Origin of the sequence: Mesorhizobium sp. YL-MeA3-2017 (assembly GCF_030814575.1) — a bacterium.
GTDB lineage: Bacteria > Pseudomonadota > Alphaproteobacteria > Rhizobiales > Rhizobiaceae > Mesorhizobium > Mesorhizobium terrae.
In genome coordinates this window covers 5,246,665-5,271,920 of sequence record NZ_JAUSVH010000001.1, presented here as the reverse complement: position 1 = coordinate 5,271,920, position 25,256 = coordinate 5,246,665, and the positions used below count along the sequence as shown (strand labels likewise).

The 25,256-nt window shown below is 62.8% G+C and carries 39 protein-coding genes; 4 read left to right on the top strand and 35 right to left on the bottom strand.

Annotation, left to right across the window (positions count from 1 at the left end):
- Positions 1–58: 58 nt before the first annotated feature.
- The 32 genes from QFZ88_RS24965 to rpsL all read right to left on the bottom strand — a co-directional run bounded on the left by QFZ88_RS24965 (position 59) and on the right by rpsL (position 19,685).
- Positions 59–733: an ankyrin repeat domain-containing protein gene (locus QFZ88_RS24965; RefSeq protein ID WP_024924784.1), complete on the bottom strand. Its 675-nt coding sequence runs from the start codon at positions 731–733 to the stop codon at positions 59–61.
- Positions 734–831: 98 nt separating this feature from the next.
- On the bottom strand, positions 832–1,257 hold the full coding sequence (gene rplQ / locus QFZ88_RS24960) for a 50S ribosomal protein L17 (protein WP_024924783.1): 426 nt from the start codon (positions 1,255–1,257) through the stop codon (positions 832–834).
- 105 nt (positions 1,258–1,362) lie between these two features.
- Positions 1,363–2,373 carry a DNA-directed RNA polymerase subunit alpha gene (locus QFZ88_RS24955; RefSeq protein ID WP_024924782.1) on the bottom strand — a complete coding sequence of 337 codons (1,011 nt, stop codon included), beginning with the start codon at positions 2,371–2,373 and terminating at the stop codon, positions 1,363–1,365.
- A gap of 99 nt (positions 2,374–2,472) precedes the next feature.
- Positions 2,473–2,862 carry a 30S ribosomal protein S11 gene (rpsK, locus tag QFZ88_RS24950; RefSeq protein ID WP_024924781.1) on the bottom strand — a complete coding sequence of 130 codons (390 nt, stop codon included), beginning with the start codon at positions 2,860–2,862 and terminating at the stop codon, positions 2,473–2,475.
- Between the two features lie 126 nt (positions 2,863–2,988).
- Positions 2,989–3,357: a 30S ribosomal protein S13 gene (rpsM, locus tag QFZ88_RS24945; protein WP_024924780.1), complete on the bottom strand. Its 369-nt coding sequence runs from the start codon at positions 3,355–3,357 to the stop codon at positions 2,989–2,991.
- 198 nt (positions 3,358–3,555) lie between these two features.
- Entirely contained in the window at positions 3,556–4,149 is a 594-nt protein-coding gene (locus QFZ88_RS24940) for an adenylate kinase (RefSeq protein WP_024924779.1), read from the bottom strand.
- Positions 4,146–5,486: a preprotein translocase subunit SecY gene (gene secY, locus QFZ88_RS24935; RefSeq protein WP_024924778.1), complete on the bottom strand. Its 1,341-nt coding sequence runs from the start codon at positions 5,484–5,486 to the stop codon at positions 4,146–4,148. The genes QFZ88_RS24940 and secY overlap by 4 nt, the downstream gene beginning before the upstream one ends.
- Positions 5,487–5,617: 131 nt before the next feature.
- The gene (gene rplO / locus QFZ88_RS24930) at positions 5,618–6,091 is read right to left on the bottom strand and encodes a 50S ribosomal protein L15 (protein WP_024924777.1); all 474 of its coding nucleotides are present in this window, start codon (positions 6,089–6,091) and stop codon (positions 5,618–5,620) included.
- Positions 6,092–6,108: 17 nt separating this feature from the next.
- Positions 6,109–6,306 (bottom strand): 50S ribosomal protein L30, encoded by a 198-nt coding sequence (gene rpmD, locus QFZ88_RS24925; RefSeq protein WP_024924776.1) that lies wholly within the window; start codon positions 6,304–6,306, stop codon positions 6,109–6,111.
- A gap of 24 nt (positions 6,307–6,330) precedes the next feature.
- On the bottom strand, positions 6,331–6,900 hold the full coding sequence (rpsE, locus tag QFZ88_RS24920; RefSeq protein ID WP_024924775.1) for a 30S ribosomal protein S5: 570 nt from the start codon (positions 6,898–6,900) through the stop codon (positions 6,331–6,333).
- Between the two features lie 153 nt (positions 6,901–7,053).
- Positions 7,054–7,413, bottom strand: coding sequence for a 50S ribosomal protein L18 (gene rplR, locus QFZ88_RS24915; protein WP_024924774.1), 360 nt, complete (start codon positions 7,411–7,413; stop codon positions 7,054–7,056).
- Between the two features lie 133 nt (positions 7,414–7,546).
- Positions 7,547–8,080 (bottom strand): 50S ribosomal protein L6, encoded by a 534-nt coding sequence (gene rplF / locus QFZ88_RS24910; protein ID WP_024924773.1) that lies wholly within the window; start codon positions 8,078–8,080, stop codon positions 7,547–7,549.
- A gap of 32 nt (positions 8,081–8,112) precedes the next feature.
- Complete coding sequence (gene rpsH, locus QFZ88_RS24905; RefSeq protein ID WP_024924772.1) at positions 8,113–8,511, bottom strand: 30S ribosomal protein S8; 399 nt, start codon at positions 8,509–8,511, stop codon at positions 8,113–8,115.
- 12 nt (positions 8,512–8,523) lie between these two features.
- Entirely contained in the window at positions 8,524–8,829 is a 306-nt protein-coding gene (gene rpsN, locus QFZ88_RS24900; protein ID WP_024924771.1) for a 30S ribosomal protein S14, read from the bottom strand.
- 27 nt (positions 8,830–8,856) lie between these two features.
- The gene (gene rplE / locus QFZ88_RS24895; RefSeq protein ID WP_024924770.1) at positions 8,857–9,426 is read right to left on the bottom strand and encodes a 50S ribosomal protein L5; all 570 of its coding nucleotides are present in this window, start codon (positions 9,424–9,426) and stop codon (positions 8,857–8,859) included.
- Positions 9,419–9,733 carry a 50S ribosomal protein L24 gene (gene rplX, locus QFZ88_RS24890; RefSeq protein ID WP_024924769.1) on the bottom strand — a complete coding sequence of 105 codons (315 nt, stop codon included), beginning with the start codon at positions 9,731–9,733 and terminating at the stop codon, positions 9,419–9,421. Before rplX ends, rplE begins: the two co-directional genes overlap by 8 nt.
- Before the next feature lie 12 nt (positions 9,734–9,745).
- Positions 9,746–10,114, bottom strand: a complete 369-nt coding sequence (rplN, locus tag QFZ88_RS24885; RefSeq protein ID WP_024924768.1) for a 50S ribosomal protein L14 — start codon at positions 10,112–10,114, stop codon at positions 9,746–9,748.
- Positions 10,115–10,187: 73 nt separating this feature from the next.
- Positions 10,188–10,427, bottom strand: coding sequence for a 30S ribosomal protein S17 (gene rpsQ / locus QFZ88_RS24880; protein ID WP_024924767.1), 240 nt, complete (start codon positions 10,425–10,427; stop codon positions 10,188–10,190).
- A gap of 11 nt (positions 10,428–10,438) precedes the next feature.
- Positions 10,439–10,639: a 50S ribosomal protein L29 gene (gene rpmC, locus QFZ88_RS24875; RefSeq protein WP_024924766.1), complete on the bottom strand. Its 201-nt coding sequence runs from the start codon at positions 10,637–10,639 to the stop codon at positions 10,439–10,441.
- Between the two features lie 15 nt (positions 10,640–10,654).
- A complete protein-coding gene (gene rplP / locus QFZ88_RS24870) occupies positions 10,655–11,068 on the bottom strand; it encodes a 50S ribosomal protein L16 (protein ID WP_024924765.1) in 414 nt (137 codons plus the stop codon).
- A gap of 27 nt (positions 11,069–11,095) precedes the next feature.
- Entirely contained in the window at positions 11,096–11,818 is a 723-nt protein-coding gene (gene rpsC / locus QFZ88_RS24865) for a 30S ribosomal protein S3 (protein ID WP_024924764.1), read from the bottom strand.
- A complete protein-coding gene (rplV, locus tag QFZ88_RS24860; protein ID WP_024924763.1) occupies positions 11,818–12,207 on the bottom strand; it encodes a 50S ribosomal protein L22 in 390 nt (129 codons plus the stop codon). Before rplV ends, rpsC begins: the two co-directional genes overlap by 1 nt.
- A 2-nt stretch (positions 12,208–12,209) precedes the next feature.
- A complete protein-coding gene (gene rpsS / locus QFZ88_RS24855) occupies positions 12,210–12,488 on the bottom strand; it encodes a 30S ribosomal protein S19 (protein WP_024924762.1) in 279 nt (92 codons plus the stop codon).
- A gap of 16 nt (positions 12,489–12,504) precedes the next feature.
- Positions 12,505–13,338, bottom strand: coding sequence for a 50S ribosomal protein L2 (gene rplB / locus QFZ88_RS24850; protein ID WP_024924761.1), 834 nt, complete (start codon positions 13,336–13,338; stop codon positions 12,505–12,507).
- Between the two features lie 23 nt (positions 13,339–13,361).
- A complete protein-coding gene (locus QFZ88_RS24845; RefSeq protein ID WP_024924760.1) occupies positions 13,362–13,655 on the bottom strand; it encodes a 50S ribosomal protein L23 in 294 nt (97 codons plus the stop codon).
- Positions 13,652–14,272, bottom strand: a complete 621-nt coding sequence (gene rplD / locus QFZ88_RS24840) for a 50S ribosomal protein L4 (protein ID WP_024924759.1) — start codon at positions 14,270–14,272, stop codon at positions 13,652–13,654. Before rplD ends, QFZ88_RS24845 begins: the two co-directional genes overlap by 4 nt.
- Positions 14,272–14,982, bottom strand: a complete 711-nt coding sequence (gene rplC / locus QFZ88_RS24835; RefSeq protein WP_024924758.1) for a 50S ribosomal protein L3 — start codon at positions 14,980–14,982, stop codon at positions 14,272–14,274. Before rplC ends, rplD begins: the two co-directional genes overlap by 1 nt.
- 59 nt (positions 14,983–15,041) lie before the next feature.
- The gene (gene rpsJ, locus QFZ88_RS24830) at positions 15,042–15,350 is read right to left on the bottom strand and encodes a 30S ribosomal protein S10 (protein WP_006205468.1); all 309 of its coding nucleotides are present in this window, start codon (positions 15,348–15,350) and stop codon (positions 15,042–15,044) included.
- Between the two features lie 65 nt (positions 15,351–15,415).
- Positions 15,416–16,591 (bottom strand): elongation factor Tu, encoded by a 1,176-nt coding sequence (tuf, locus tag QFZ88_RS24825; RefSeq protein ID WP_065998099.1) that lies wholly within the window; start codon positions 16,589–16,591, stop codon positions 15,416–15,418.
- A 67-nt stretch (positions 16,592–16,658) separates the two neighbouring features.
- Entirely contained in the window at positions 16,659–18,749 is a 2,091-nt protein-coding gene (gene fusA, locus QFZ88_RS24820; protein ID WP_024927097.1) for an elongation factor G, read from the bottom strand.
- A 30-nt stretch (positions 18,750–18,779) separates the two neighbouring features.
- Entirely contained in the window at positions 18,780–19,250 is a 471-nt protein-coding gene (gene rpsG, locus QFZ88_RS24815) for a 30S ribosomal protein S7 (protein ID WP_024927096.1), read from the bottom strand.
- 63 nt (positions 19,251–19,313) lie between these two features.
- Entirely contained in the window at positions 19,314–19,685 is a 372-nt protein-coding gene (rpsL, locus tag QFZ88_RS24810) for a 30S ribosomal protein S12 (protein ID WP_024927095.1), read from the bottom strand.
- A gap of 478 nt (positions 19,686–20,163) precedes the next feature.
- On the opposite strand from rpsL, the gene QFZ88_RS24805 reads away from it, so the two are divergent.
- The 4 genes from QFZ88_RS24805 (at position 20,164) to QFZ88_RS24790 (ending at position 23,188) form a co-directional block, all read left to right on the top strand.
- Positions 20,164–20,448 carry a hypothetical protein gene (locus QFZ88_RS24805; RefSeq protein WP_024927094.1) on the top strand — a complete coding sequence of 95 codons (285 nt, stop codon included), beginning with the start codon at positions 20,164–20,166 and terminating at the stop codon, positions 20,446–20,448.
- A gap of 13 nt (positions 20,449–20,461) precedes the next feature.
- On the top strand, positions 20,462–21,574 hold the full coding sequence (locus QFZ88_RS24800) for a PLP-dependent cysteine synthase family protein (RefSeq protein ID WP_036255131.1): 1,113 nt from the start codon (positions 20,462–20,464) through the stop codon (positions 21,572–21,574).
- Complete coding sequence (locus QFZ88_RS24795; protein ID WP_036255134.1) at positions 21,571–22,503, top strand: Gfo/Idh/MocA family protein; 933 nt, start codon at positions 21,571–21,573, stop codon at positions 22,501–22,503. Before QFZ88_RS24800 ends, QFZ88_RS24795 begins: the two co-directional genes overlap by 4 nt.
- A 142-nt stretch (positions 22,504–22,645) precedes the next feature.
- Entirely contained in the window at positions 22,646–23,188 is a 543-nt protein-coding gene (locus tag QFZ88_RS24790) for a phosphatase PAP2 family protein (protein ID WP_024927092.1), read from the top strand.
- 32 nt (positions 23,189–23,220) lie between these two features.
- Here the strand turns inward: QFZ88_RS24790 and QFZ88_RS24785 are convergent, their stop codons facing one another.
- The 3 genes from QFZ88_RS24785 to QFZ88_RS24775 all read right to left on the bottom strand — a co-directional run bounded on the left by QFZ88_RS24785 (position 23,221) and on the right by QFZ88_RS24775 (position 25,184).
- On the bottom strand, positions 23,221–23,760 hold the full coding sequence (locus tag QFZ88_RS24785; RefSeq protein ID WP_024927091.1) for a methylated-DNA--[protein]-cysteine S-methyltransferase: 540 nt from the start codon (positions 23,758–23,760) through the stop codon (positions 23,221–23,223).
- Between the two features lie 112 nt (positions 23,761–23,872).
- Positions 23,873–24,619: a 2OG-Fe(II) oxygenase gene (locus QFZ88_RS24780; RefSeq protein WP_024927090.1), complete on the bottom strand. Its 747-nt coding sequence runs from the start codon at positions 24,617–24,619 to the stop codon at positions 23,873–23,875.
- A 106-nt stretch (positions 24,620–24,725) separates the two neighbouring features.
- Positions 24,726–25,184 carry a hypothetical protein gene (locus tag QFZ88_RS24775; RefSeq protein WP_244431352.1) on the bottom strand — a complete coding sequence of 153 codons (459 nt, stop codon included), beginning with the start codon at positions 25,182–25,184 and terminating at the stop codon, positions 24,726–24,728.
- Positions 25,185–25,256 lie beyond the last annotated feature (72 nt).

Sequence of the window (25,256 nt, the reverse complement as noted above, 5' to 3'; positions counted from 1 at the left end):
TGTACGATTTGTCGGTGACGTTCCCCACTTGCCTCTGCAGAGGCGGCCACCCGGATTTTCAGAGCGGGCGCCGGCCTTCGGTGATGCGCTCGACGATCGCCGCGTAGCCGCGCTTCCTGGCGTGCTGGAGCGCGCTGATGCCATCATGGTCGGGAATATCCCTGGCCCCTGCATCGACCAGGAGCGCGACGATCTCCTGCTGCACCGGGCCGCCGTCCCCCAGGATCACCGCCTCCATCAAGGCCGTCCAGCCAAGATTGTTGACGTGGTCGATGTTGATGCCAGTGCCAAGCAGGATGCGCACCGTCTCCGGAAAACCGTGGTCGGCGGCGGGGATCAGGGCAGTGCCGCCGAAGCGGTTGGTGTCCTTGAGATTTGCCTTGCCGGTGGCGAGGATGGCTTTCAGGATGTCGTCGCGCCCTTCCGCGCCGGCGTAGAGGAAAGGCGTGTCGAGGATATCGTCCTTGGCGTTGACGTCCGCGCCGGCAGCGATCAACAGCTTCGCCGCCTCTGGGTTGTCGGCATGGGTGGCGATGAGCAGCGCCGTGCGGCCCTTGGCATCGCGCTGTTCGAGATCGGCGCCGGAAGCGATCGCCGCCTTGATCTGCGCGATGTCGCCAGCGATTGTCGCTTCGATCAGCATGGGTGCCGTCCCCTTGGCTTCGGCGGCGAGCGTGCCGCCTGTCATCAGACCTACCAGGAATAGGAAGACGCGGAAAACTCGTGCGGACATGTCAGCGACCTTTCTTGCAGCCGTCGCTCATGTGGTGTTCCAGAAACAAAAAGGGACCCCAAGGGCCCCTTAATGTCTTTCAAGAAAGTCCGAAAGGCTTAGGCGGCCTCGGTCTCGCTCGCTTCTGCCTCGACGCGGGCGCGGTCAGCGGCGCCCTTGGCCGAGGTGTCGCGATCGACGAACTCGATGACCGCCATCGCGGCGTTGTCGCCCTTGCGGAAGCCGGCCTTCATGATGCGCAGGTAGCCGCCGTTGCGGTTGGCGTAGCGCGGGGCCAGCGTGTCGAACAGGCGCTTGACGACGCCTTCATTGCCGATCTGGGCGATGACCTGACGACGGGCGTGCAGGTCGCCGCGCTTGCCGAGCGTCACCAGCTTCTCGACGATCGGACGCAGGTCCTTCGCCTTCGGCAGGGTGGTGACGATCTGCTCGTGCTCGATCAGAGACACGGCGAGGTTGGCGAACATCGACTTGCGGTGGCTTACACTGCGGGCGAAACGACGGCCTTTGAAACCGTGGCGCATGGCTCTTTTCCTTCTTTATCTGTTCAAGAGGCCACGGCCTCTGATGGTTTTCCGCATGACCGTCGGACGGGACGGCTTATGCCGCCCGCCCTTGGAAATTCATGCTCAATATTGGTCTTCGTAGCGCTTTGCGAGGTCTTCGATGTTTTCCGGCGGCCAGTCCGGCACTTCCATGCCGAGATGCAGGCCCATAGCAGCCAGAACTTCCTTGATCTCGTTCAGAGACTTGCGGCCGAAATTCGGAGTGCGAAGCATTTCGGCTTCGGTCTTCTGAATGAGGTCGCCGATATAGACGATGTTGTCGTTCTTCAGGCAGTTCGCCGAACGCACCGAAAGCTCCAGCTCGTCGACCTTCTTCAGCAGCGACGGGTTGAAAGCGAGTTCGGTAACGGCCTCGGCCGCGACTTCCTTCTGCGGCTCGTCGAAGTTGACGAACAGAGCGAGTTGGTCCTGCAGGATGCGGGCGGCGAAAGCCACCGCGTCCTCACCCGTGACCGAACCGTCGGTCTCAAGCGTCATGGTCAGCTTGTCCTTGTCGAGTTCTTCGCCGTGGCGGGTGTTCTCGACGCGGTAGGAGACCTTCTTGACCGGCGAATAGAGCGAGTCGACCGGGATCAGGCCGATCGGCGCGTCTTCGGCCCGGTTGCGCTCGGCAGGCACGTAGCCCTTGCCGGTGTCGACGGTGAATTCCATGCGGATTTCCGCGCCCTCGTCGAGGGTGCAGATGACATGGTCGGGGTTCAGGATCTCGACGTCGCCGACGGTCTGGATGTCGCCAGCCAGAACGGCGCCCGGACCCTGCTTGCGCACGACCATGCGCTTGGGACCATCGCCTTCCATCTTGATGGCGATTTCCTTGATGTTGAGCACGATGTCGGTCACGTCCTCGCGCACGCCGGCGATGGACGAGAACTCATGCAGCACGCCGTCGATCTGCACGGCGGTGACGGCCGCGCCACGCAGCGACGACAAGAGCACGCGGCGCAGCGCGTTGCCCAAGGTCAGACCGAAGCCGCGCTCGAGCGGCTCGGCGACCAGCGTCGTCAGCGTCTTGCCCTTCGACGAGAAGTCGATCTTGTTGGGCTTGATCAGTTCCTGCCAGTTTTTCTGGATCATTGTCTGTCCTTCCGTTTCCCCACCACCATCCAATCGTGGTGGGCGACCTGGAAACCATTCGGGAACGCACGAAGCGTTCCCGTCGGTATTCTAAAAATGTTAGACGCGGCGCTTCTTGCGCGGGCGGCAACCATTGTGCGGGATCGGCGTCACGTCGCGGATCGAGGTGATGGTGAAGCCGGCGGCCTGCAGAGCGCGCAGCGCCGATTCACGACCCGAACCCGGACCGCAAACCTCGACCTCGAGCATGCGCATGCCATGTTCCTGCGCCTTCTTGGCGACGTCCTCGGCAGCCATCTGGGCGGCGAACGGGGTCGACTTACGCGAACCCTTGAAGCCCTGGGCACCGGCCGACGACCAGGCAATCGCGTTGCCCTGCGCGTCGGAGATGGTGATCATGGTGTTGTTGAAGGTCGAGTTGACGTGAGCGACACCCGACGAAATGTTCTTGCGTTCGCGACGACGGACGCGTGCGGCTTCCTTGGCCATGGTAGTCCTTTCAGTTGATCTCTACACCGCCGTAATGCCAGCGGCTCCACCTGGAAGGCAGTCGGACTTCGGCAGTCGGCAGTCGGTTTTTCCGACTGCCCGTTGCCTACTGGCGACTGCCGCCAATTACTTCTTCTTACCGGCGATCGCCTTCGCCGGCCCCTTGCGGGTGCGGGCGTTGGTGTGGGTACGCTGACCGCGCACCGGCAGCGAACGACGGTGACGCAGGCCGCGGTAGCAGCCGAGGTCCATCAGACGCTTGATGTTCATCGAGACTTCGCGACGCAGGTCGCCTTCGACCTGGTAGTCACGGTCGATCGTCTCGCGGATCTGCAGCACTTCGGCGTCGGTCAGCTGGTTGACGCGGCGCTCGGCCGGGATGCCGACCTTGTCGACGATCTCCTGGGCGAACTTCTTGCCAATGCCGTGAATGTACTGCAGCGCGATGACGACGCGCTTGTTGGTCGGAATGTTGACGCCGGCTATACGGGCCATGTCTTCTCTTTCTCCATCTGGGCCGGCCGACAGGGTCGAAACGGCGCTTTACGTTATCCCGCGTCCGGTGGAGGCCGGCCCTTGCGGGGAGTTCCTGTTCAAAGCAGATGCCTTGTCCTCACGGACAAGCAAAGCTCATGCCTGATAGGGAGACGGGCCGCCATACTCCAGCAGCCCGGCCTAGTCAAGCCGATTTGTTCACTTCTGGACAGAAGTGGCCAGAATAGCCTCGATCTGCCTGGTCACGGCGTCGATATCGGCCATGCCGTCGACGCCCTTCAACAGGCCCTTGGCATGATAGTAGCCGATGAGCGGCGCGGTCTTCTTGTAGTATTCGCGCAGGCGCTCTTCGAAGATTTCCGGATTGTCGTCCTTGCGCACCGGCTGCCCGGCGGCGGCGGCCTCTTCGGCGCGCTTGACGATTCGGCCAACCAGAACCTTGTCGTCGACGACGAGTTCGATGACGGCATCAAGCTTCAGCTTGCGCTCGGACAGCATCGCCTCGACCGCGTCGGCCTGCGCCAGGGTGCGGGGATAGCCGTCGAGGATAAAACCGCCGGCGCAGTCCGGCTGATCGATCCGCTCGGCGACGATGGCGTTGACGATGGCGTCGGAGACGAGCTCGCCCGCATCCATCACTGCCTTGGCGCGCTTGCCAACTTCGGTGCCGTTCTTGACCGCGGCGCGCAACATGTCTCCGGTGGAGAGTTGCGGTATGCCGTGTTTTTCGACCAGTCGCTGCGCTTGCGTCCCCTTGCCCGCACCAGGCGGGCCAAGCAATATCAACTTCATCTGCCTCTCTTACCCCCGCGCAGCTTCGACTTCTTGATCAGTCCCTCGTACTGATGCGCGATCAGGTGACCCTGAATCTGCGCAACGGTGTCGAGCGTTACACTGACCACGATCAGAAGCGAAGTGCCACCAAGGTAGAACGGTACGCCAGTGGCCGAAATCAGGAATTCCGGCAGAAGGCAGATAACGACCAGGTAGATAGCGCCGATCACGGTGATGCGGGTAAGCACGTAGTCGATATAGTCAGCGGTGCGTTCGCCGGGGCGATAGCCCGGGATGAAGCCCGAATGCTTCTTCAGCTGGTCGGCCGTATCCTTCGGATTGAAGACGATGGCCGTATAGAAGAAGGCGAAGAACACGATCATCGAGGCATAGAACGCCATGTAGAGCGGCTGGCCGTGGCCGAGCGAGGCAAGCACGGCGCTTGCCCAGGACGGCAGATTGCTCGCGTTCGAGAAGCCCGCGACGGTTGCCGGCAGAAGCAGCAGCGACGACGCGAAGATCGGCGGAATGACGCCCGACGTGTTGAGCTTCAGCGGCAGGTGCGAGGTGTCGCCCTGGAACATACGGTTGCCGACCTGGCGCTTCGGATACTGGATCAGCAGGCGGCGCTGGGCGCGCTCGAAGAAGACGATGAGCGCGATGACGACGATGGCCAGAACGATGATGGCCAGGATCAGCGGCGTCGAGAGCGCGCCGGTGCGGCCGAGTTCCAGCGTGCCGGAAATGGCGTGCGGAAGGCCCGCGACGATGCCGGCGAAGATGATCAGCGAAATGCCGTTACCGATGCCGCGCGCGGTGATCTGCTCGCCCAGCCACATCAGGAACATGGTGCCGCCGACCAGCGTGATGACGGTGGAAATGCGGAAGAACATGCCGGGATCGGTGACGATGCCGTTGCCGTTCTCCAGTCCCGCCGAAATGCCGTAGGCCTGCACGATGGCAAGCAGCACGGTGCCGTAGCGGGTGTACTGGTTGATGACCTTGCGGCCCTGCTCGCCTTCCTTCTTCAGCGCTTCCAGCGAGGGGATGACCGAGGTCATCAGCTGCATGATGATGGAGGCGGAGATGTAGGGCATGATGCCCAGCGCGAAGATCGCCATGCGCTGCACGGCGCCGCCGGCGAACATGTTGAACATGCCCAGCACGCCCTTGGACTGCGACTGGAATGCCTGAGCGAAAGCTTCGGGATTGATGCCGGGAAGCGGAATATAGGTGCCGAGGCGATAGACGAGGAGAGCGCCGATCGTGAACCAGATGCGCTTCTTGAGATCCTCGGCCTTGGCGAAAGCCGCGAAATTGAGATTGGATGCTAGTTGTTCAGCAGCCGAAGCCATTCAATATCTCCGCTAGATGACGCGGGAAAGGCCCGCTTCGGGCAGCGCGTGTCACCGAGCAAGGGACATAGGCTCGGCGGTGCCAAGATGCAAGCGGCCGCGTCGAGACGCGGCCGCTTGTCAAAACATGTTTACTCGGCGGCGGCCTGTTCAGGCAGCTTCACGGAACCGCCGGCCTTCTCGATCTTCTCGATGGCGGCCTTGGAGGCGCCAGCGACGTCAAACGAGAGCTTGGCCTTGAGTTCGCCGTCAGAAAGGACGCGCACGCCGTCCTTGAGGCGGCGCAGAACGCCGGCCTTGACGAGCGCTTCGCCGGTCACGACTTCCTTGCCGTCAAGCTTCTTGGCATCGATCGCCGCCTGGATGCGGGCGAGCGACACGGTGACGAAGCTCTTGGCGAAGATGTTGGTGAAGCCGCGCTTGGGCAGACGGCGGTAGAGCGGCATCTGGCCACCCTCGAAGCCGTTGATGGCAACGCCGGAACGGGCCTTCTGACCCTTCACGCCGCGGCCAGCGGTCTTGCCCGAGCCCGAGCCGATACCACGGCCAAGACGCTTCTTGGAGTGGGTGGCGCCGTCCTTGTCACGCAGATCGGTGAGTTTCATTGGTCTTCTCCTGCGGCTTACTTCTCGTCCACAACGCGGACGAGATGCTGGACGGCCGCGATCATACCGCGCACGGAAGGCGTATCTTCCAGGGTGCGCTTGCGGTGCATCTTGTTGAGGCCGAGGCCGACCAGCGTTGCGCGCTGTTCCTTCGGCCGACGGATCGGCGAGCCGATCTGCTCGACGGTGATGGTCTTGGTAGCTTGCTTGGCCATGTTCGTGGTCCTCTCAGCTATCGACTATTCATCAGCCGCTACGGCATTGCCGCGGCGGGCCTGAAGGGTCGAATACTTGATACCGCGAGCGGCAGCCACATCCTTGGGATGCATCTGGCTCTTCAGCGCGTCGAAGGTGGCGCGAACCATGTTGTACGGGTTCGACGAGCCCATCGACTTGGCGACGACGTCATGCATGCCGAGCGTCTCGAAGACGGCGCGCATCGGGCCGCCGGCGATGATGCCGGTACCCTGCTTGGCGGCACGCAGCAGAACCTTGCCAGCGCCCCAACGGCCTTCGACGTCGTGGTGCAGCGTACGGCCTGAGCGCAGCGGCACGAAGATCATGTCGCGCTTGGCCGATTCAGTCGCCTTGCGGATGGCTTCCGGCACTTCGCGTGCCTTGCCATGACCGAAGCCGACGCGGCCCTTCTGGTCGCCGACGACGACGAGAGCAGCGAAGCCGAAGCGACGGCCGCCCTTCACCACCTTGGCGACGCGGTTGATGTGTACGAGCTTGTCGACGATGCCGTCGTCGCGCTCTTCGCGGTCGCGACCGCGCTCGCGGCCGCCTTCCCTACGTTCCTGTGCCATATCCTAATCCTTGTTCTTTTCCGGAAGCACGGGTTGCTGAAATGCCGGCGCCCCTTTTCGAGGTCGCCGGCGGCGAAAAACTTGCGCCTTCTGCACGATCCGTTCCGAAATGTCAGCCCCTTTTTCGAAGCCGACTTCCGGAATGGTTCGAACTTAGAAGCTGAGGCCAGCCTCGCGGGCGGCTTCGGCCAGCGCCTTGACGCGGCCGTGATAGATGTAGGCGCCGCGATCGAAGACGACTTCCTTGACGCCGGCCTTGACGGCGCGCTCGGCGACCAGCTTGCCAACGGCAGCGGCGGCGGCGGTGTCGGCACCGGTCTTCTTGCCGGCCTTGAAGTCCTTCTCAAGCGTCGAGGCGGCGGCGATGGTGTGACCCTTCGCGTCGTCGATCACCTGGACGTAGATGTTCTTGGAGGTGCGGTGCACCGAAAGACGCGGACGGCCGTTCGAAACCGCCTTGATCTGGCGGCGAATGCGCGACGAGCGGCGCTGCGTGGCTTCCTTGGTTGCCATAGTCGTATTCCTTGCCTTGTAAAACGGGGGTTGCCTTGTGCGGTAGGTTCTGGCCTCCCGCAGCAACACCCCGTGGCGTTGCGATAATCCAGCCTTGCCTGAAACGTCCGCGACGTTTCGGGAGCCAAGCCTGTTACTTCTTCTTGCCTTCCTTACGGACGATCTTCTCGCCCGCATAACGGACGCCCTTGCCCTTGTAGGGCTCGGGGCCGCGGTATTCGCGGATCTCGGCCGCGACCTGGCCGACCTGCTGCTTGTCGATGCCCGAAACGGTGATTTCGGTCGGCTTCGGCACGGTGATCGTGATGCCCTGCGGGGTCTCATAGACCACGTCGTGCGAGAAACCGAGCGCCAGCTGCAGGTTCTTGCCCTGCATGGCAGCGCGATAACCAACGCCGGTGATCTCGAGCTTCTTCTCGAAGCCGTCCTTCACGCCGGTCAGGATGTTGACGATCTGGGTACGCGACATGCCCCACTTGGAGCGTGCGTCCTTCGACTGATCGCGCGGTTCAACGGCGATCTGGCCGTTGTCCAGCTTGACCAGCACTTCGTCGTTGACGACGAACTTCAGCTCGCCCTTCGGGCCCTTCGCCGTGACAGTCTTGCCGTCGACCGCAGCGGTCACACCGGCAGGCACCGAGACGGGCTTCTTACCAATACGAGACATTTTCGCTCGTCCTTCCTATCTCAATTCGCCGATCAGAAGATCTGGCAGAGAACTTCGCCGCCGACGTTCTGCTCGCGCGCTTCGTGGTCGGCCATCACGCCCTTCGGGGTCGAAAGGATGGCGATGCCGAGGCCGTTGGCGACCTGCGGGATCGACCTGGCCGAAACGTAGACGCGGCGGCCCGGCTTCGAAACACGCGAGATTTCGCGCACGACCGGATTGCCGTCGAAGTACTTCAACTCAATCTCGATTTCCGACTTGCCGTTCTCGAAATCGGTCTGGCTGTAGTCGCGGATGTAACCTTCCGACTTCAGCACGTCGAGAACACGGGCGCGCAGACGCGAAGCCGGCGTCGACACGGTCGACTTCTTACGGCCATAGGCGTTGCGGATGCGGGTCAGCATATCGCCGAGAGGATCGCTCAATGACATAGTATGTCCTCCTTACCAGCTCGACTTGACCAGGCCCGGGATCTGGCCGGTATTGCCGAGATCGCGAAGCGCGATGCGCGAGACCTTGAGCTTGCGATAGAAGGCGCGCGGACGGCCCGTGACTTCGCAGCGGTTACGGATGCGGATCTTGGCCGAATTGCGCGGCAGGGCCGCGAGCTTCAGCTGGGCGCGGAAGCGCTCGTCCATCGGCTTGGACTGGTCCATGACGATGTCCTTGAGGGCCTTACGCTTGGCAGCGTACTGGTCCACAAGCTTGCGGCGCCGGTTGTTCTTTTCGACTGAGCTGGTCTTTGCCATTTCAGATTTTTCCTTTGCTCGCTGCCGTTACTGGCGGAAGGGGAAGTTGAAGGCCTTGAGCAATGCCCTGGCCTCGTCGTCCGTCTTCGCAGTCGTACAAACGATGATGTCCATGCCCCAGATCTGATCGACCTTGTCGTAGTTGATCTCCGGGAACACGATGTGCTCCTTGATGCCCATGGCGTAGTTGCCGCGGCCATCGAAGCTCTTCGGGTTCAGGCCGCGGAAGTCGCGAACGCGCGGCAGCGCGATGTTGACCAGGCGGTCCAGGAACTCATACATGCGCTCCTTGCGAAGCGTCACCTTGGTGCCGATCGGCATGTTCTCGCGAACCTTGAAGCCGGCGATCGACTTGCGGGCGCGGGTGATGACCGGCTTCTGACCAGCGATCAGCGCCAAGTCCTCGGCGGCGACCGAAGGCTTCTTGGAATCGCCCGTGGCTTCGCCGACACCCATGTTCAGCACGATCTTGTCGAGACGCGGGATCTGCATCTCGTTGTCGTACTTGAACTGCTCCAGCAGCGCCTTCTTGATGGTCTCGTTGTAGACCTGCTTCAAGCGCGGCGTGTTCTGCGCGGTTTGTGCTGCCTTAGCCATTGATGACTTCTCCCGAGCGCTTGGCGACTCGTACCTTCTTGCCGTCCTTCTCGAGCTTGAAGCCGACGCGGGTCGGCTTGCCGTCCTTGGGGTCGGCGATCGCGAGGTTCGAGAGGTGGATCGGTGCCTCTTTCCTGATCAGGCCGCCTTCCTGCGCCTGGGTCTGGCGCTGGTGGCGAACCACGATGTTGATGCCGCGCACAATGGCCGTGTCTTCCTTCGGCTGCACGGACAGGACTTCGCCGGAGCGGCCCTTGTCCTTGCCGGAAAGCACGACGACCTTGTCGCCTTTGCGGATCTTCTGCATTGTTCCGGCTCCTTACAGCACTTCAGGCGCGAGCGAGATGATCTTCATGTGGTTCTTGGCGCGAAGCTCGCGCGGAACCGGCCCGAAGATACGCGTGCCCACAGGCTCTTTCTTGTTGTCGACGAGAACGGCCGCGTTCTTGTCGAAACGGATCACGCTGCCGTCGGGGCGACGGATGTCCTTGGCGGTGCGTACGACGACCGCCTTCATCACATCACCCTTCTTCACGCGGCCGCGCGGAATGGCTTCCTTGATCGACACCACGATGATGTCGCCGACGGAAGCGTATTTCCGCTTCGAGCCGCCCAGCACCTTGATGCACATGACACGACGGGCGCCGGAATTATCCGCGACGTCGAGGTTTGTTTGCATCTGAATCATGACTGGCCGCCTTCTTCTTCTCTAACGGGACAGGCTGAAAAGCCCCTCCCCGGTCTGTCCAAAATTCGTTCGATTACGCCTGCTCAGGGGTAATGACGACCCAGCGCTTATCCTTGGAAATCGGCTTCGATTCCTGGATGGACACCTGGTCGCCCACCTTGTGGGCGTTGTTTTCGTCATGCGCCTTGTACTTCTTCGACATGCGCACGGTCTTCTTCATCACCGGATGGGTGAAGCGACGCTCGACCTTGACGACGACCGTCTTCTCGTTCTTGTCGCTGACGACGGTGCCCTGCAAAATGCGCTTCGGCATGATTTTCGTCCTTAAGCCTTCTTGCCGGCCGATTTCTCGGCGGCGATGGTCTTGATGCGGGCGATGTCCTTGCGGACTTCCTTCACACGCGCGGTCTTTTCGAGCTGGCCCGTCGCCTTCTGGAAGCGCAGGTTGAACTGCTCCTTCTTCAGCGCGGCAAGATCGGTGTCGAGTTCATCGACGGTCTTCATTCTGATATCGGCGGCTTTCATCGCAACAGCCCTTTCTTATTCAGCGATGCGCTGTACGAAGCGCGTCTTGACCGAGAGCTTGGCTGCACCGAGGCGCAGGGCCTCGCGAGCGATTTCTTCCGACACGCCGTCGATCTCAAACATGACGCGACCCGGCTTGACGCGGCAAGCCCAGTAGTCGACCGCGCCCTTACCCTTACCCATGCGGACTTCGGTCGGCTTCGAGGTGACCGGAACGTCCGGGAACACGCGGATCCACACCCGGCCGGCGCGCTTCATCTCGCGGGTGATCGCGCGGCGGGCCGCCTCGATCTCACGCGCGGTGACGCGGTTCGGCTCCAGCGCCTTCAGACCGAAGCCGCCGAAATCCAGGTTGGTGCCGCCCTTCGCGGTGCCGTGGATGCGGCCCTTGAACTGCTTACGGAACTTTGTGCGCTTTGGCTGCAGCATCGTTCTAACTCCAAATTCCTATGCCAATCAGGCGTTTTCGCGACGACGGCTGCGCTCGGAGCGCTCACCGCCCTGCGAATGATCGCCTTCGGTGGCACGACGTTCCGAGGCCATCGGGTCGTGCTCGAGAATCTCGCCCTTGAACACCCACACCTTGACGCCGCAGATGCCATAGGCGGTCTGGGCTTCGGCGGTGCCGTAGTCGACATCGGCGCGCAGCGTATGCAGCGGCACGCGGCCTTCACGGTACCATTCCATGCGAGCGATTTCGGCGCCGCCGAGACGGCCCGAGCAGTTGATGCGGATGCCTTCGGCACCGAGACGCATGGCCGACTGCACGGCGCGCTTCATGGCGCGACGGAAGGCGATGCGGCGCTCGAGCTGCTGGGCGATCGACTGCGCGACCAGCGTCGCGTCGATTTCCGGCTTGCGCACTTCAACGATGTTGAGGTGCGTTTCGGACTGCGTCATCTCGGTCAGCTTCTTGCGGAGCTTCTCGATGTCGGCGCCCTTCTTGCCGATGATCAGGCCAGGGCGCGCGGCGTGGATGGTGACGCGGCACTTCTTGTGCGGACGCTCGATGACGATCTTCGAGATCGCGGCCTGCTTGAGTTCCTTCTCAAGATACTCGCGGATCTTGAGGTCCTCGTGCAGCAGCTTGCCGTATTCGCCGGTGTTCGCGTACCAACGCGAGTCCCAGGTGCGGTTGATGCCGAGACGGAGACCGATCGGATTGATTTTCTGGCCCATTATGCGGCCTCCCCTTTCTCTTCAACCTCACGAACGACGATCGTGAGATGCGAAAACGGCTTCTCGATGCGGCTGGCGCGACCACGGCCACGAGCGTGGAAACGCTTCATGACGATCGACTTGCCGACATAGGCCTCGGCCACGATCAGGGCGTCGACGTCGAGGTCGTGGTTGTTTTCCGCATTGGCGATCGCCGATTCCAGCGTCTTCTTGACGGTTCCCGAAATGCGCTTGCGCGAGAATTCCAGGTCGTTGAGCGCTGTAGCAACCTTCTTGCCGCGGATCATCGCAGCAACCAGGTTCAGCTTCTGCGGGCTGACGCGGATCGTGCGCAGAACGGCACGTGCCTCGTTGTCAGCAAGCCTGCGCGGAGCTTTGGCCTTGCCCATCGTTATTTCCTCTTCGCCTTCTTATCCGCGCCGTGACCGTAATAGGTCCGGGTCGGAGCGAATTCACCGAACTTGTGGCCGACCATGTCCTCGTTCACCGAGACCGGGACGTGCTTCTGGCCGTTGTAGACACCGAAGGTGAGGCCGACAAACTGCGGCAGGATGGTGGAGCGGCGGCTCCACATCTTGATCACCTCACTGCGACCACCTTCACGAACCTTGTCCACCTTCTTGAGAAGGTAGCCGTCGATGAAGGGGCCTTTCCAAACCGAACGAGTCACTTGGCGTTACCTCTTCTTAGCTCTTGCGCTGATGGCGCGAGCGCACGATGAATTTATCGGTCGCCTTGTTGGACCGCGTCTTCTTGCCCTTGGTGGGCTTGCCCCACGGGGTAACCGGATGACGGCCACCCGAGGTGCGGCCTTCACCACCGCCGTGCGGATGGTCGACCGGGTTCATGGCAACGCCGCGGTTGTGCGGGCGCTTGCCACGCCACACGGTGCGGCCGGCCTTGCCGTCGTTGATGTTGCCGTGGTCGGGGTTCGACACGGCGCCGACGGTGGCAAGGCACGAGCCATGCACGATGCGCTGCTCGCCCGAGTTGAGGCGCAGGATCGCCATGCCCTGGTCACGACCGACGAGCTGGGCATAGGCGCCAGCCGAACGGGCGACCTGGCCGCCCTTGCCGGGCTTCAGCTCGATGTTGTGGACGATGGTGCCCACCGGCATCGACGAAAGCGGCATCGCATTGCCGGGCTTCACATCGACCGCTTCGCCGGCCACGATCTTGTCTCCGGCCTGCAGACGCTGCGGGGCGATGATGTAGTTCAGCTCGCCGTCCTCATACTTGATGAGAGCGATGAAGGCGGTGCGGTTCGGGTCGTATTCCAGACGCTCGACCGTGCCGACCACGTCGAACTTGCGACGCTTGAAGTCGATGATGCGGTACGAACGCTTGTGACCGCCGCCGATGAAGCGGGCCGTGATGCGACCGTAGTTGTTGCGGCCGCCCGACTTGGTCAGACCTTCGGTCAGGCCCTTGACGGGCTTGCCCTTGTAGAGGCCCGAGCGGTCGACGATGACCAGCTGGCGGGTGCTCGGCGTTACCGGGTTAAATTTCTTCAGTGCCATTGTCGTTGTCCTCGCGGCCTAGCTCAGAGACCCGTCGCGACGTCGATCGACTGGCCATCGGCCAGCGTCACAACTGCTCGCTTGACGTCGCCCTGGCGGCCGATCGTGCCGCGGAAGCGCTTCACCTTGCCCTTGCGGACGAGCGTGTTCACAGCCATCACCTTCACGCCGAACAGCGCTTCGACGGCTGCCTTGATCTCCGGCTTCGACGCCTTCTTGGCGACGTTGAAGACCACCTGGTTCTGCTCGGACGCCATGGTCGACTTTTCGGTGATCGCCGGCGAGACGATCACATCGTAATGACGAAGGTCGGTCATTTGAAGCGCTCCTCGAGAGCCTCGACGGCGGCCTTGGAAAGGACCAGCGTGCCGCGGCGCAGAATGTCGTAGACGTTGATGCCCTGGATCGGCAGTACGTCGATGTTCGGAATGTTGGCAGCGGCCCGCTTGAAGCCCTGGTCGAGCTCGGCACCGCCGATGAACAGGGCATTGGTCAGGCCGAGCGTCGCGAAATTCGCGACCAGCGCCTTGGTCTTGGCTTCAGCCAGCTTCAGCTCGTCGACCACGATGATCGAGGAAGCCTTGGCCTTGGCCGACAGCGCATGCTTGAGGCCGAGCGCACGGACCTTCTTGGGAAGGTCATGCTCATGGCTGCGGGCAACCGGGCCGTGGGCCTTGCCGCCGCCGCGGAACTGCGGAGCGCGAGCCGAATGGTGACGGGCGCGGCCCGTACCCTTCTGCTTGTACATCTTGGCGCCGGTGCGGGCGATGTCCGCGCGGCCCTTCGCCTGATGCGTGCCCTGCTGCTTCTTGGCGAGCTGCCAGCGCACGACGCGCTGCAGGATGTCTTCGCGCGGCTCCAGGCCGAAGATCTCTTCCGAGAGCTTCACCTTGCCGGCGTCCTTGCCGCCGAGGGTGGTGATCTTGAGGTCCATTATTCCGCTCCCTCAGTGGCCGGAGCCTGTTTGGTGGCCGCCCGGATCGCTGCCGGCTTCGGCGCGTTGGCAGGCAGCGCCGACTTGACGGCGTCGCGAACCAGGATCCAGGCACCCTTGGTGCCGGGAACCGCGCCGCGGATCAGGATCAGACCGCGATCGGCGTCGGTCGAAACGACCTCGACGTTCTGGGTGGTGACGCGCGTGTCGCCCAGGTGGCCGGCCATCTTCTTGCCCTTGAACACCTTGCCGGGGTCCTGGCGCTGACCGGTCGAACCGTGCACGCGGTGCGACAGCGAGTTACCGTGGGTGGCACGGCCGCCGCCGAAATGGTGACGCTTGATAACGCCCTGGAAGCCCTTACCGGTCGAAGTGCCCGTCACGTCGACCTTCTGGCCGGCGACGAAATGCTCGACCGTGATCTCGGCGCCGACGTCGAGCATGTTGTCGGCGGAGACGCGGAATTCCGCGACCTTCGACTTCGGCTCCACGGAGGCGGCAGCGAAGTGGCCGCGCAGGGCCTTCGACGTGTTCTTCACCTTGGCAAGGCCAACGCCGAGCTGGACGGCGGTGTAGCCGTTCTTCTCCTGCGTGCGCTGAGCCACGACCTGGCAGCTCTCCATGCGGAGAACGGTAACGGGGACATGCTCGCCGGCATCGTTGTAGATGCGGGTCATTCCCACCTTCTGTGCAATTACACCTGAACGCATAGGTTCATCTTCCTTCAGAGGAGCTGGCCGGGTTTCCCCACCGGCTCATGTTTCAGCTCTTAGAGCTTGATTTCGACGTCCACGCCGGCGGCCAGATCGAGCTTCATCAGCGCATCGACCGTCTGCGGGGTCGGGTCCACGATGTCGAGAAGGCGCTTGTGAGTGCGCATTTCGAACTGCTCGCGGCTCTTCTTGTCGACGTGCGGCGAGCGGTTGACCGTGAACTTCTCGATCCTGGTCGGCAGCGGGATCGGGCCGCGGACATTGGCGCCGGTGCGCTTGGCCGTGGAAACGATTTCCCGCGTCGAGGCGTCGAGCACGCGGTGATCGAACGCTTTAAGTCGGATGCGGATATTCTGTCCGTTCATGCGTCTATTCCTTGTTCTGGCGCGGCGCGGGCGTATCCGCGCCCGCGACAGATCTCTTGTTCTTCTTACTCGACGATGGAAGCGACGATGCCGGCGCCGACGGTGCGGCCGCCTTCACGGATAGCGAAGCGCAGCTTCTCTTCCATGGCGATCGGCACGATCAGCTCGACGTCAACGGTGATGTTGTCGCCAGGCATAACCATCTCCGTACCAGCCGGCAGCGTCACGATGCCGGTCACGTCCGTCGTGCGGAAGTAGAACTGCGGACGGTAGTTGGTGAAGAACGGCGTATGACGGCCGCCCTCTTCCTTGGTCAGGATGTAGGCTTCTGCCTTGAACTTCTTGTGCGGCTTCACGGTGCCGGGCTTGGCCAGAACCTGGCCGCGCTCGACGCCTTCACGGTCAACGCCGCGCAGCAGCGCGCCGATGTTGTCGCCGGCCTGGCCCTGGTCGAGCAGCTTGCGGAACATCTCGACGCCCGTGCAGGTCGTCTTCGAGGTCGGACGGATGCCGACGATTTCCAGCTCCTCGCCAACCTTGACGATGCCGCGCTCGACGCGACCGGTCACGACCGTGCCGCGGCCCGAGATCGAGAACACGTCCTCGATCGGCATCAGGAACGGCTTGTCGATCGGACGCTCAGGCGTCGGGATGTAGGCGTCGACCTCTTCCATCAGCTTGCGAACCGCGTTCTCGCCGATCTCCTTGTTGCTGTCCTCGAGAGCAGCCAGAGCCGAACCCTTGACGATCGGAATGTCGTCGCCCGGGAACTCGTACTTCGACAGAAGCTCGCGCACTTCCAGCTCGACCAGCTCGAGAAGCTCGGCGTCGTCGACCTGGTCGACCTTGTTCAGGAACACAACGATCGCCGGAACGCCGACCTGACGGGCGAGCAGGATGTGCTCGCGGGTCTGCGGCATCGGGCCGTCGGCGGCCGAAACGACCAGGATCGCGCCGTCCATCTGGGCAGCGCCGGTGATCATGTTCTTCACATAGTCGGCGTGGCCGGGGCAGTCGACGTGGGCGTAGTGGCGGGCCGGCGTCTCGTATTCGACGTGCGCCGTCGAGATCGTGATGCCGCGCGCCTTCTCTTCCGGAGCCGCGTCAATCTGGTCGTACGGGCGGTATTCGCCAAAATACTTCGTGATCGCCGCCGTCAGCGACGTCTTGCCATGGTCAACGTGACCAATCGTGCCAATGTTCACATGAGGCTTCGTACGCTCGAATTTACCTTTTGCCATGTGAGGTCTCCATTTCCTGCCTGCCCGTGAGGGCGTTGAACCTAGTTACGGACGCAATTCCAAGGAATTACGCGTACTTCTTCTGAACTTCCTGGGCGACCGCGGTCGGCACCGGCTCGTAGTGGTCGAACTGCATCGTGTACTGGGCGCGGCCCTGCGACATCGAACGCAGCGAGTCGACGTACTTGAACATGTTGGCCAGCGGCACCATGGCGTTGACGACGACGGCGACACCACGGGTCTCCTGACCCTGGATCTGGCCGCGGCGGCTGTTCAGGTCGCCGATGACGTTGCCGACGTAGTCTTCCGGCGTGACGACCTCGACCTTCATGATCGGCTCGAGCAGCTGGACGCCGAGCTTCGGAGCAGCTTCCCTGAAAGCGGCGCGCGAGGCGATTTCGAAGGCCAGGACCGAGGAGTCGACGTCGTGGAAGGCGCCGTCGATGAGCGTCGCCTTGACGCCGATCATCGGGAAGCCAGCGAACGGGCCGGACGACATGACCGAACCGATGCCCTTCTCGACGCCGGGGATGTATTCCTTCGGAACCGAACCGCCGACGATCTTGGACTCGAATACGTATTCTTCGCCTTCCGGGTTCGGCTCGAACACCAGCTTGACGCGGGCGAACTGGCCGGTACCACCGGTCTGCTTCTTGTGGGTGTAGTCCTGCTCGTGAGTACGGGTGATCGTCTCGCGATAGGCAACCTGCGGAGCGCCGACATTGGCCTCGACCTTGAACTCGCGGCGCATGCGGTCGACGATGATGTCGAGGTGAAGTTCACCCATGCCGGCGATGATGGTCTGGCCGCTTTCCTCGTCGGTCTTGACGCGGAAGGACGGATCTTCAGCAGCCAGACGATGCAGCGCGAGGCCCATCTTTTCCTGGTCGCCCTTGGTCTTCGGCTCGATGGCGATCTGGATGACCGGATCCGGGAACTCCATGCGCTCAAGGATCACCGGGTGCAGCGGGTCGCACAGCGTGTCGCCGGTGGTGGTTTCCTTGAGGCCAGCCAGAGCGACGATGTCGCCGGCGAAAGCCTCGTCGATGTCGGCGCGCGAGTTTGCGTGCATCTGCAGCATGCGACCGATGCGCTCCTTCTTGCCCTTCACGGTGTTGTCGAGCGACACACCCTTGGAGAGCTTGCCCGAATAGATGCGGGCGAAGGTGAGCGAACCGACGAACGGATCGTTCATGATCTTGAAGGCGAGCATGGACAGCGGCTCGTTGTCGTCCGCGTGACGCTCAATTTCCTTCTCGGTCTTGGCGTCGATGCCCTTGATGGCCGGCACGTCGATCGGCGACGGCAGGTATTCGACAACGGCGTCGAGCAGCGGCTGCACACCCTTGTTCTTGAAGGCCGAGCCACAGAACATCGGGAAGAACTTGACGGCGATGGTGCCCTTGCGGATGAGCGCGCGGATCTCGTCGTTGGTCGGCTGCTTGCCTTCGAGATAGTTGTTCATCGCGTCGTCGTCCATTTCGACGGCGGCTTCGATCATCTTCTCGCGGAACTGCTCAGCCTTCTCCTTAAGGTCGGCCGGGATCTCGACGACATCCCAGGCAGCGCCCAGGGATTCATCGCGCCAGACCAATGCGTTCATCTCGACCAGGTCGACGACGCCCTTGAACTCGGTCTCCGCGCCGATCGGCAGCTGCATGACGACAGCCTGCGCGCCGAGGCGCGAGCCGATCATCTCGTAGGAGCGGTAGAAGTCGGCGCCGATCTTGTCCATCTTGTTACAGAAGATCATGCGCGGCACGTGGTACTTGTCGGCCTGGCGCCAGACCGTCTCGGTCTGCGGCTCGACACCGGCGTTGGCGTCGAGCAGCGCGATGGCGCCGTCGAGCACGCGCAGCGAACGCTCGACTTCGATGGTGAAGTCGACGTGGCCGGGGGTGTCGATGATGTTGAAGCGGCGCAGCTTGCCGTCACGGCCCTTCCAGAAGGTCGTGGTCGCGGCCGACGTGATGGTGATGCCGCGTTCCTGCTCCTGCTCCATCCAGTCCATGGTGGCAGCGCCGTCGTGGACTTCGCCGATCTTGTGCGACTTGCCCGTGTAATACAGGACGCGCTCAGTCGTCGTCGTCTTGCCGGCGTCGATGTGCGCCATGATACCGAAATTACGGTAGTCTTCGATTTTATATTCGCGGGCCATGATAGATGCCTCTCAGTCTCTCGCCACGCCTTACCAGCGGTAGTGCGCGAAGGCGCGGTTGGCTTCAGCCATCTTGTGGGTGTCTTCACGCTTCTTGACGGCGGTGCCGCGATTGTTCGCAGCATCCATCAACTCGCCCGACAGGCGGTCGACCATGGTCGTCTCGTTGCGGTTGCGGGCAGCGGTGATCAGCCAGCGGATGGCGAGCGCCTGACGGCGCTCCGGACGAACGTCGACCGGAACCTGGTAGGTAGCACCACCGACGCGGCGCGAACGCACTTCGACGTGCGGAGCGACGTTGTCGAGCGCCTGATGGAAGACGCCGATCGGCTCCTGCTTGGTCTTGGCCTGCACCTGGTCGAGCGCGCTGTAGACGATGGTCTCGGCGATCGACTTCTTGCCGTCATACATGACGGCGTTCATGAACTTGGTGACGACCAGATCGCCGAACTTCGGGTCCGGATTGATCTCACGCTTATCTGCACTGTGACGACGGGACATGGTTCTTGTCTCTCAATCTCGCAGGCCCGACGCACAAACAAAAAGCGCCGAAGCCGGAAAACCTTACTTCGGACGCTTGGCGCCGTACTTCGAACGGCGCTGCTTGCGGTTCTTGACGCCCTGGGTGTCGAGCACGCCACGAATGACGTGGTAGCGCACACCCGGCAGATCCTTGACGCGACCGCCGCGGATCATGACCACGGAGTGCTCCTGAAGGTTATGGCCTTCACCCGGGATGTAGCCGATCACCTCGAAACCGTTGGTCAGGCGAATCTTCGCAACCTTACGCAGAGCCGAGTTCGGCTTCTTCGGCGTGGTGGTGTAGACGCGCGTGCAGACGCCCCGCTTCTGCGGGTTCTGCTGCATTGCAGGGACCTTGTTTCGCGTTGCCGGCACCTGGCGCGGCTTGCGGATCAGCTGGTTTACGGTAGGCATTAAACCTTCCTTCTAGTTCTCAATCTCGTGTCGCAAACCCGTTCAGGGCCGTTTCAAGCGGTTTCCATACGCAAATTCGGGCCGAAACCGCACGCTTACGGTCTTGCCCGAACAATAAGCAGAGGAAGCGGAAGCCGCTTCATGCACGCCGGAAATGTCGTTTCGCTCGTAAAACGAACCCTGTTTGAGGCAAACTCCAAGGCGCGACGCCTCGGAAAAGCTGACCTCACATCGGTTCAGACTGGGCGGCTTCTACTCGCAACACGGCAAACCGTCAACCCCGCAGCCCTACAAATTCCGCCTTTGCCGGGGCGCGGCAGCCATGCATGCAGCGCATGTAATATTCTTGCGCCTTTTTGGGCGCGCGAGGAAGAAAGTGACCCACTTGCGACTGTCGCCTTGACCGGCTTCGTGCAAAAACAGGCAAAAGCGCCGCTTGAGACGCCTATCCCAAAGGAATCAGCCCTTGCAAGACCCGATAAACGACAATGACGAACCGCGTCCGGTCATCATCATCACCGGCAGGGTCTGGAAAAAGAAAGGCGGCAAGTCGGAAGGCGTCCACGTCATGCTGATCGCGCCCGACGATGATTCTGCCGTGCGGCGTGCATTGGAATCACTCGCCGCCGAAGGTTATGCCGAAGCGGAGCTCGACCAGATCGGCGAGATGCAGGGCGAGCCCGACGACGAACCGCATATCTCCGCCTATCAGGGCGCGCTCGAAGGCGAAGTCTCGATCGTCACCTTCGACGAGCCGATCTGAGCGGACGCCGGCGATGGGAGGCAAGCAGGGTCACAAGACGATGTCACGGGATTGGGCGGATCGCGCCATCGCGGCGATCGAGGCGGACCAGCATCGCTCGGCCGATACCCATCTGTGGAAGCTCGACGTACCCGCCCTGCCCGGCATCGACCTTTATCTGAAGGATGAATCCACGCATCCGACCGGCAGCCTGAAGCACCGGCTGGCGCGCTCGCTTTTTCTCTATGCCCTGTGCAACGGCCTGATCCGCGAAGGCACCGCCGTGGTCGAGGCCTCTTCCGGCTCCACCGCCGTTTCGGAAGCCTATTTCGCGCGCATGATCGGCACGCCCTTCTACGCGGTGATGCCGCGCTCGACCTCGCGCGAGAAGATCGCCGCCATCGAGCATTATGGCGGTAACTGCCACTTCATCGACGACGGCCGGCGCATCTACGCCGAATCGGCGGAACTCGCCGAACGGCTCGGCGGCTACTTCATGGACCAGTTCACCCATGCCGAACGCGCCACGGACTGGCGCGGCAACAACAACATCGCCGAATCGATCTTCCAGCAGATGCGCGAGGAGCGCTTCCCGGTGCCTTCCTGGGTGGTGATGGGCGCCGGCACCGGCGGCACATCTGCCACCATCGGCCGCTACATCCGCTATAAGCGCCATGCGACGAGGCTGTCGGTCGCCGACGTCGAATATTCCGCCTTCTTCGAAGGCTACTCGACACACGATACCGCCTGTTCCTGCGAGCGACCGTCGCGCATCGAGGGCATCGGCCGGCCGCGCGTCGAGCCGTCCTTCGTGCCGGGTGTCATCGACCATATGCTGCGCATACCCGACGCGGTGTCGATCGCGGCCAAGCGTGTTTTGTCGCGCCGGCTTGGACGCCGCGTCGGCGGCTCGACCGGCACCAATTTCGCGGCCATGTGCTTTCACGCCGCCCGCATGATCGCGGCGAAGCAAAGCGGTTCGGTGGTGACGCTGATCTGCGATTCGGGCGAGCGTTACGCCAACACCTATTATTCCGACGACTGGCTGATGGCGAACGCCATCGACCCCTCGCCTTTCGAGCCGGCGATCGAGCGTTTCCTGGCCGGCGGCCCATTCGAACTCAAACTGGAAGAAAGCTGGCGATGACCAAAGCGCAGCCCATCAACATCGCCATTGTCGGCGTCGGCAAGATCGCCCGGGATCAGCATCTGCCGGCCCTGGCAAAAGACGGCGACTACAAGCTCGTCGCCGCTGCCAGCCGGCATGGGAAGGTGGACGGCGTTCCCAATTTCGAGAGCATCGAGGCGCTTCTGGCGGCCTCGCCCGAGGTCGAGGCGGTGTCGCTGTGCATGCCGCCGCAGGTTCGCCACGACGCCGCGCGCGCGGCGATCCTGGCCGGCAAGCACGTCTTCCTCGAAAAGCCGCCCGGCGCGACGGTGAGCGAGGTGGAACATCTGAAGGCGCTGGCCGCGGAAAAGGGCGTGACGCTGTTCGCCTCCTGGCATTCGCGTTATGCGCCGGCAGTCGAGGCCGCACGAAGCTTCCTTGCGTCGGCGAGGATCAAATCAGCCGCCATCAACTGGAAGGAAGACGTGCGGCGCTGGCACCCGAACCAGGAATGGATATGGCAGGCCGGCGGCTTCGGCGTCTTCGATCCCGGCATCAACGCGCTTTCCATCGCCACCCATATCCTGCCGCCGATGTTCATCACCGAGGCGACGCTCGATTTCCCCGAGAACCGAGACGCGCCGATCGCCGCCCAGGTTTCGTTCCGGACCAGCGAAGGCACCCCGGTAGCCGTCGATTTCGACTGGCGCCAGACCGGACCGCAAAGCTGGGACATCCTGGCGGAGACCGACAAGGGTTTTATGGTGCTGTCCGGCGGCGGCACCAGGCTCGAGGTTGAGGGCAAGGTTCTCAAGGACGAGAAGGAAACCGAATATCCGATGCTCTACCGCCGCTTCGCCAAACTGGTGCACGACCGGACCTCGGATGTCGACCTCGCGCCGCTGCAGCACGTGGCCGACGCCTTCATGCTGGGCAAGCGCAACGTCGTCGAACCGTTCTTCGACTAAGCCTACGAGGCGGGCCTTGGCCGCAAACTCGCCCGAATCCATTGCTTGATGGCTGCGCCCCGATTTTTCGGGGCTGCGATTTTCAGCAGGCTACCGGAACGGCGACCTTCGCCGCGGTGTGCGCTGGCAAGGGGGGACTGGCATGGACCAGGCTATTACGGGATGGATCAACGGACCGGCGGGCGAAAACGCCATGCTGGACGCGGTGATGCTGGCGCTGACCGAATTCGGCGTGCCGGCGCTGATCCTATTGGTCGTGTTGCAATGGTGGCGCAGCGGCGAGCGGCAACATGCCCGCCATACCGCCGTCGTCGCCGGCCTCGCCTTCCTGATCGGGCTCGGCGTCAACCAGCTCATCCTGCTCTTCCTGCACCGCATGCGCCCCTATGATGCCGGCGTCAGCCACCTGATCATCAGCCCGAGCGCCGACTGGTCCTTCCCCTCGGACCATGCAACCGCATCCTTCGCCATCGCGGCGAGCTTCCTGATGAGCCGGCTGAAGCGGCTGGGCGCCGTCTTCCTCGCCATCGCTACCGCAGTCTGCATTTCGCGGGTCTATGTCGGCACCCACTATATCAGCGATGTCGCGGGCGGTGCCGTGACCGGCATTGCCGCAGCCGTTGTCGTCGGCCTGCTCTATCGGGAAGGTACGAGGCTCGACCGCGCGGTAACGAGCATTCTGTAGCCAAGCGGCCATTCGCTCGAACCTGTTTCAATCTACGATGCAGCGTGGCGCGCCTCATGGTCGATGAGCCAGCGTTTGCGCTCCAGGCCGCCGCCATAGTTGGTAAGGTCGCCATTCGCGCCAACCAGGCGATGACAGGGAACGACGATCGACATCGGGTTCGAACCGTTGGCATGGCCGACGGCGCGGGCCGCCTGCGGGCGGCCAAGCCGCAGCGCGAAAGCGCCATAGGCCAGCGTTTCCCCCGGCCGGATGTCGCGCAAGGCCGTCCACATCGCGTTCTGGAACGGCGTGCCGTCGAGCCGAACGGGCAAGTCCCGAAGCGAGCCGACCCCACCGTCGAAATAGGCCGCGAAGGCCTCGCGCGTGCGTCTGGAGACGGTGCCTGCCCTCAGCGCAAAACGGCCCGACGCCAGCCGGTGATGCAGCCAGCGCTCCATGCGGTCGTCGCAATCGGCGAATTCGACCATGAACAGTGCGTCCGTCTCGTCCTCGATCACGACGAGCGCTCCGATCGGCGTGGCGACCGATGCCGAGGTCAGCGTGCTTTGAACCTTGTTCCCGCGCGTCATCGCACGATCTCCCCAATGGCTGGTCCGAACCGGCGGCAGCTTAATGGCTCCGTGCTCGTATTGATGTCAGGAGCGTCGGGAAGATCACAGGAAAAGAAGCCCGTCATGTCGTTCAGCGGGCATCATGGAAGATGATGCCGACCGTGTGGCGATGCCCTGAACGGACGCGGCTGACGCCGTGGCGCAGGTTGACGCGATAGTTGCCTTTCGTACCCTGCACCGGCCGGTTGTGTACGGCAAACGCCACGGCATCGCCGCGCCTGAGCGGCACCACTTCGGCGCGGCTTTGCATGCGCGGGCGCTGTTCGGTCAGCACGAACTCGCCGCCGGTGAAATCTCGGCCGGGCTCCGACAGAAGGACCGCCACCTGGATGGGAAAAGCCAGATCGCCATAGAGGTCCTGATGCAGGCAATTGAAGTCGCCGGGCTGATATTGCAGCAGAAGCGGCGTCGGCCGCGTCTGTCCGGCGCCGCGGCAAAGATCGAGATAGTCGGCATGCGCGGCGGGATAATGCTGGTCGATGCCCATGCGTGCATTCCAGGCATTGGCGACCACCGACAGGCGCGGGTAGAGCGCCGAACGCAGGCCGCCGATCAGATCCGGCAGCGGATATCTGAAATAGCGGTATTCGCCCTTGCCGAAGCCGTGGCGAGCCATGACGACGTGGCTGCGGAAATGCTCTTCGTACGGGTAAAGCCGAGCGATCTCGGCGCATTCGTCGCCCAACAACAGCCCTTCGAGCACGGCGCAGCCATAGCTGTCGAGCTCGGCGCCGATGGCTGTCCAGTCGTAACCGGCGACACGGTTTTCGGCGGAAATCCTGGGCATGTGTTCAGGCATTTTGACGGTGGCCTCCATGGCGGGTTCCTCGGGCGGCGCCGACGGCTCACCGAGCCGAAACGCGCATCATGGGGCCGAGGCTACCCAGTGCCTGTCGCCACCGCATTCCGTTTCTTGCGTTGTTTCAGCAATCGCCGGCGCGCAGCGATTTCGACAGGCGGGCGACGATGGGATCGAACGCCTTCTGCGCGGCCTTGTCGTATTCGAGACGGAAATAGGCCGCCGCGCCGTCGCAGACCGGGATCGCCCGTTCGAAGAAGATGCGGCCGTCCTTTGAGCCCGACCAGACCGCCCATTTGGCTTTGTGCCGTTCATAGGTGACGGACCAGCCGTCCGCCTGCTCCTGCCCGACGCGCCACTTCACCTCGTTCGGGAAATCGCGGTCGCTCAGATAGCCACCCCAGACCGCAAGTTCCGCTTGCCCATCCGGCGATTTCGCGGTGCCGCCATCGCCGTTTTCGGCCTCCTCGATCGCGGAGAAGCCCGGCGGCACGTCGATCCAGTAATTGTAGCGGGCATTGCCGTAGGGCGTCCAAGCAGCCGCCAAAGCCGGCAATATCGCGGCAAAAACAGCGCAGATCATGCTGAACGCGAATGCGGTGCATCTCATGGCGGCCCCACACGACTGTTGACCGCCGATCAATAACCAAGATGA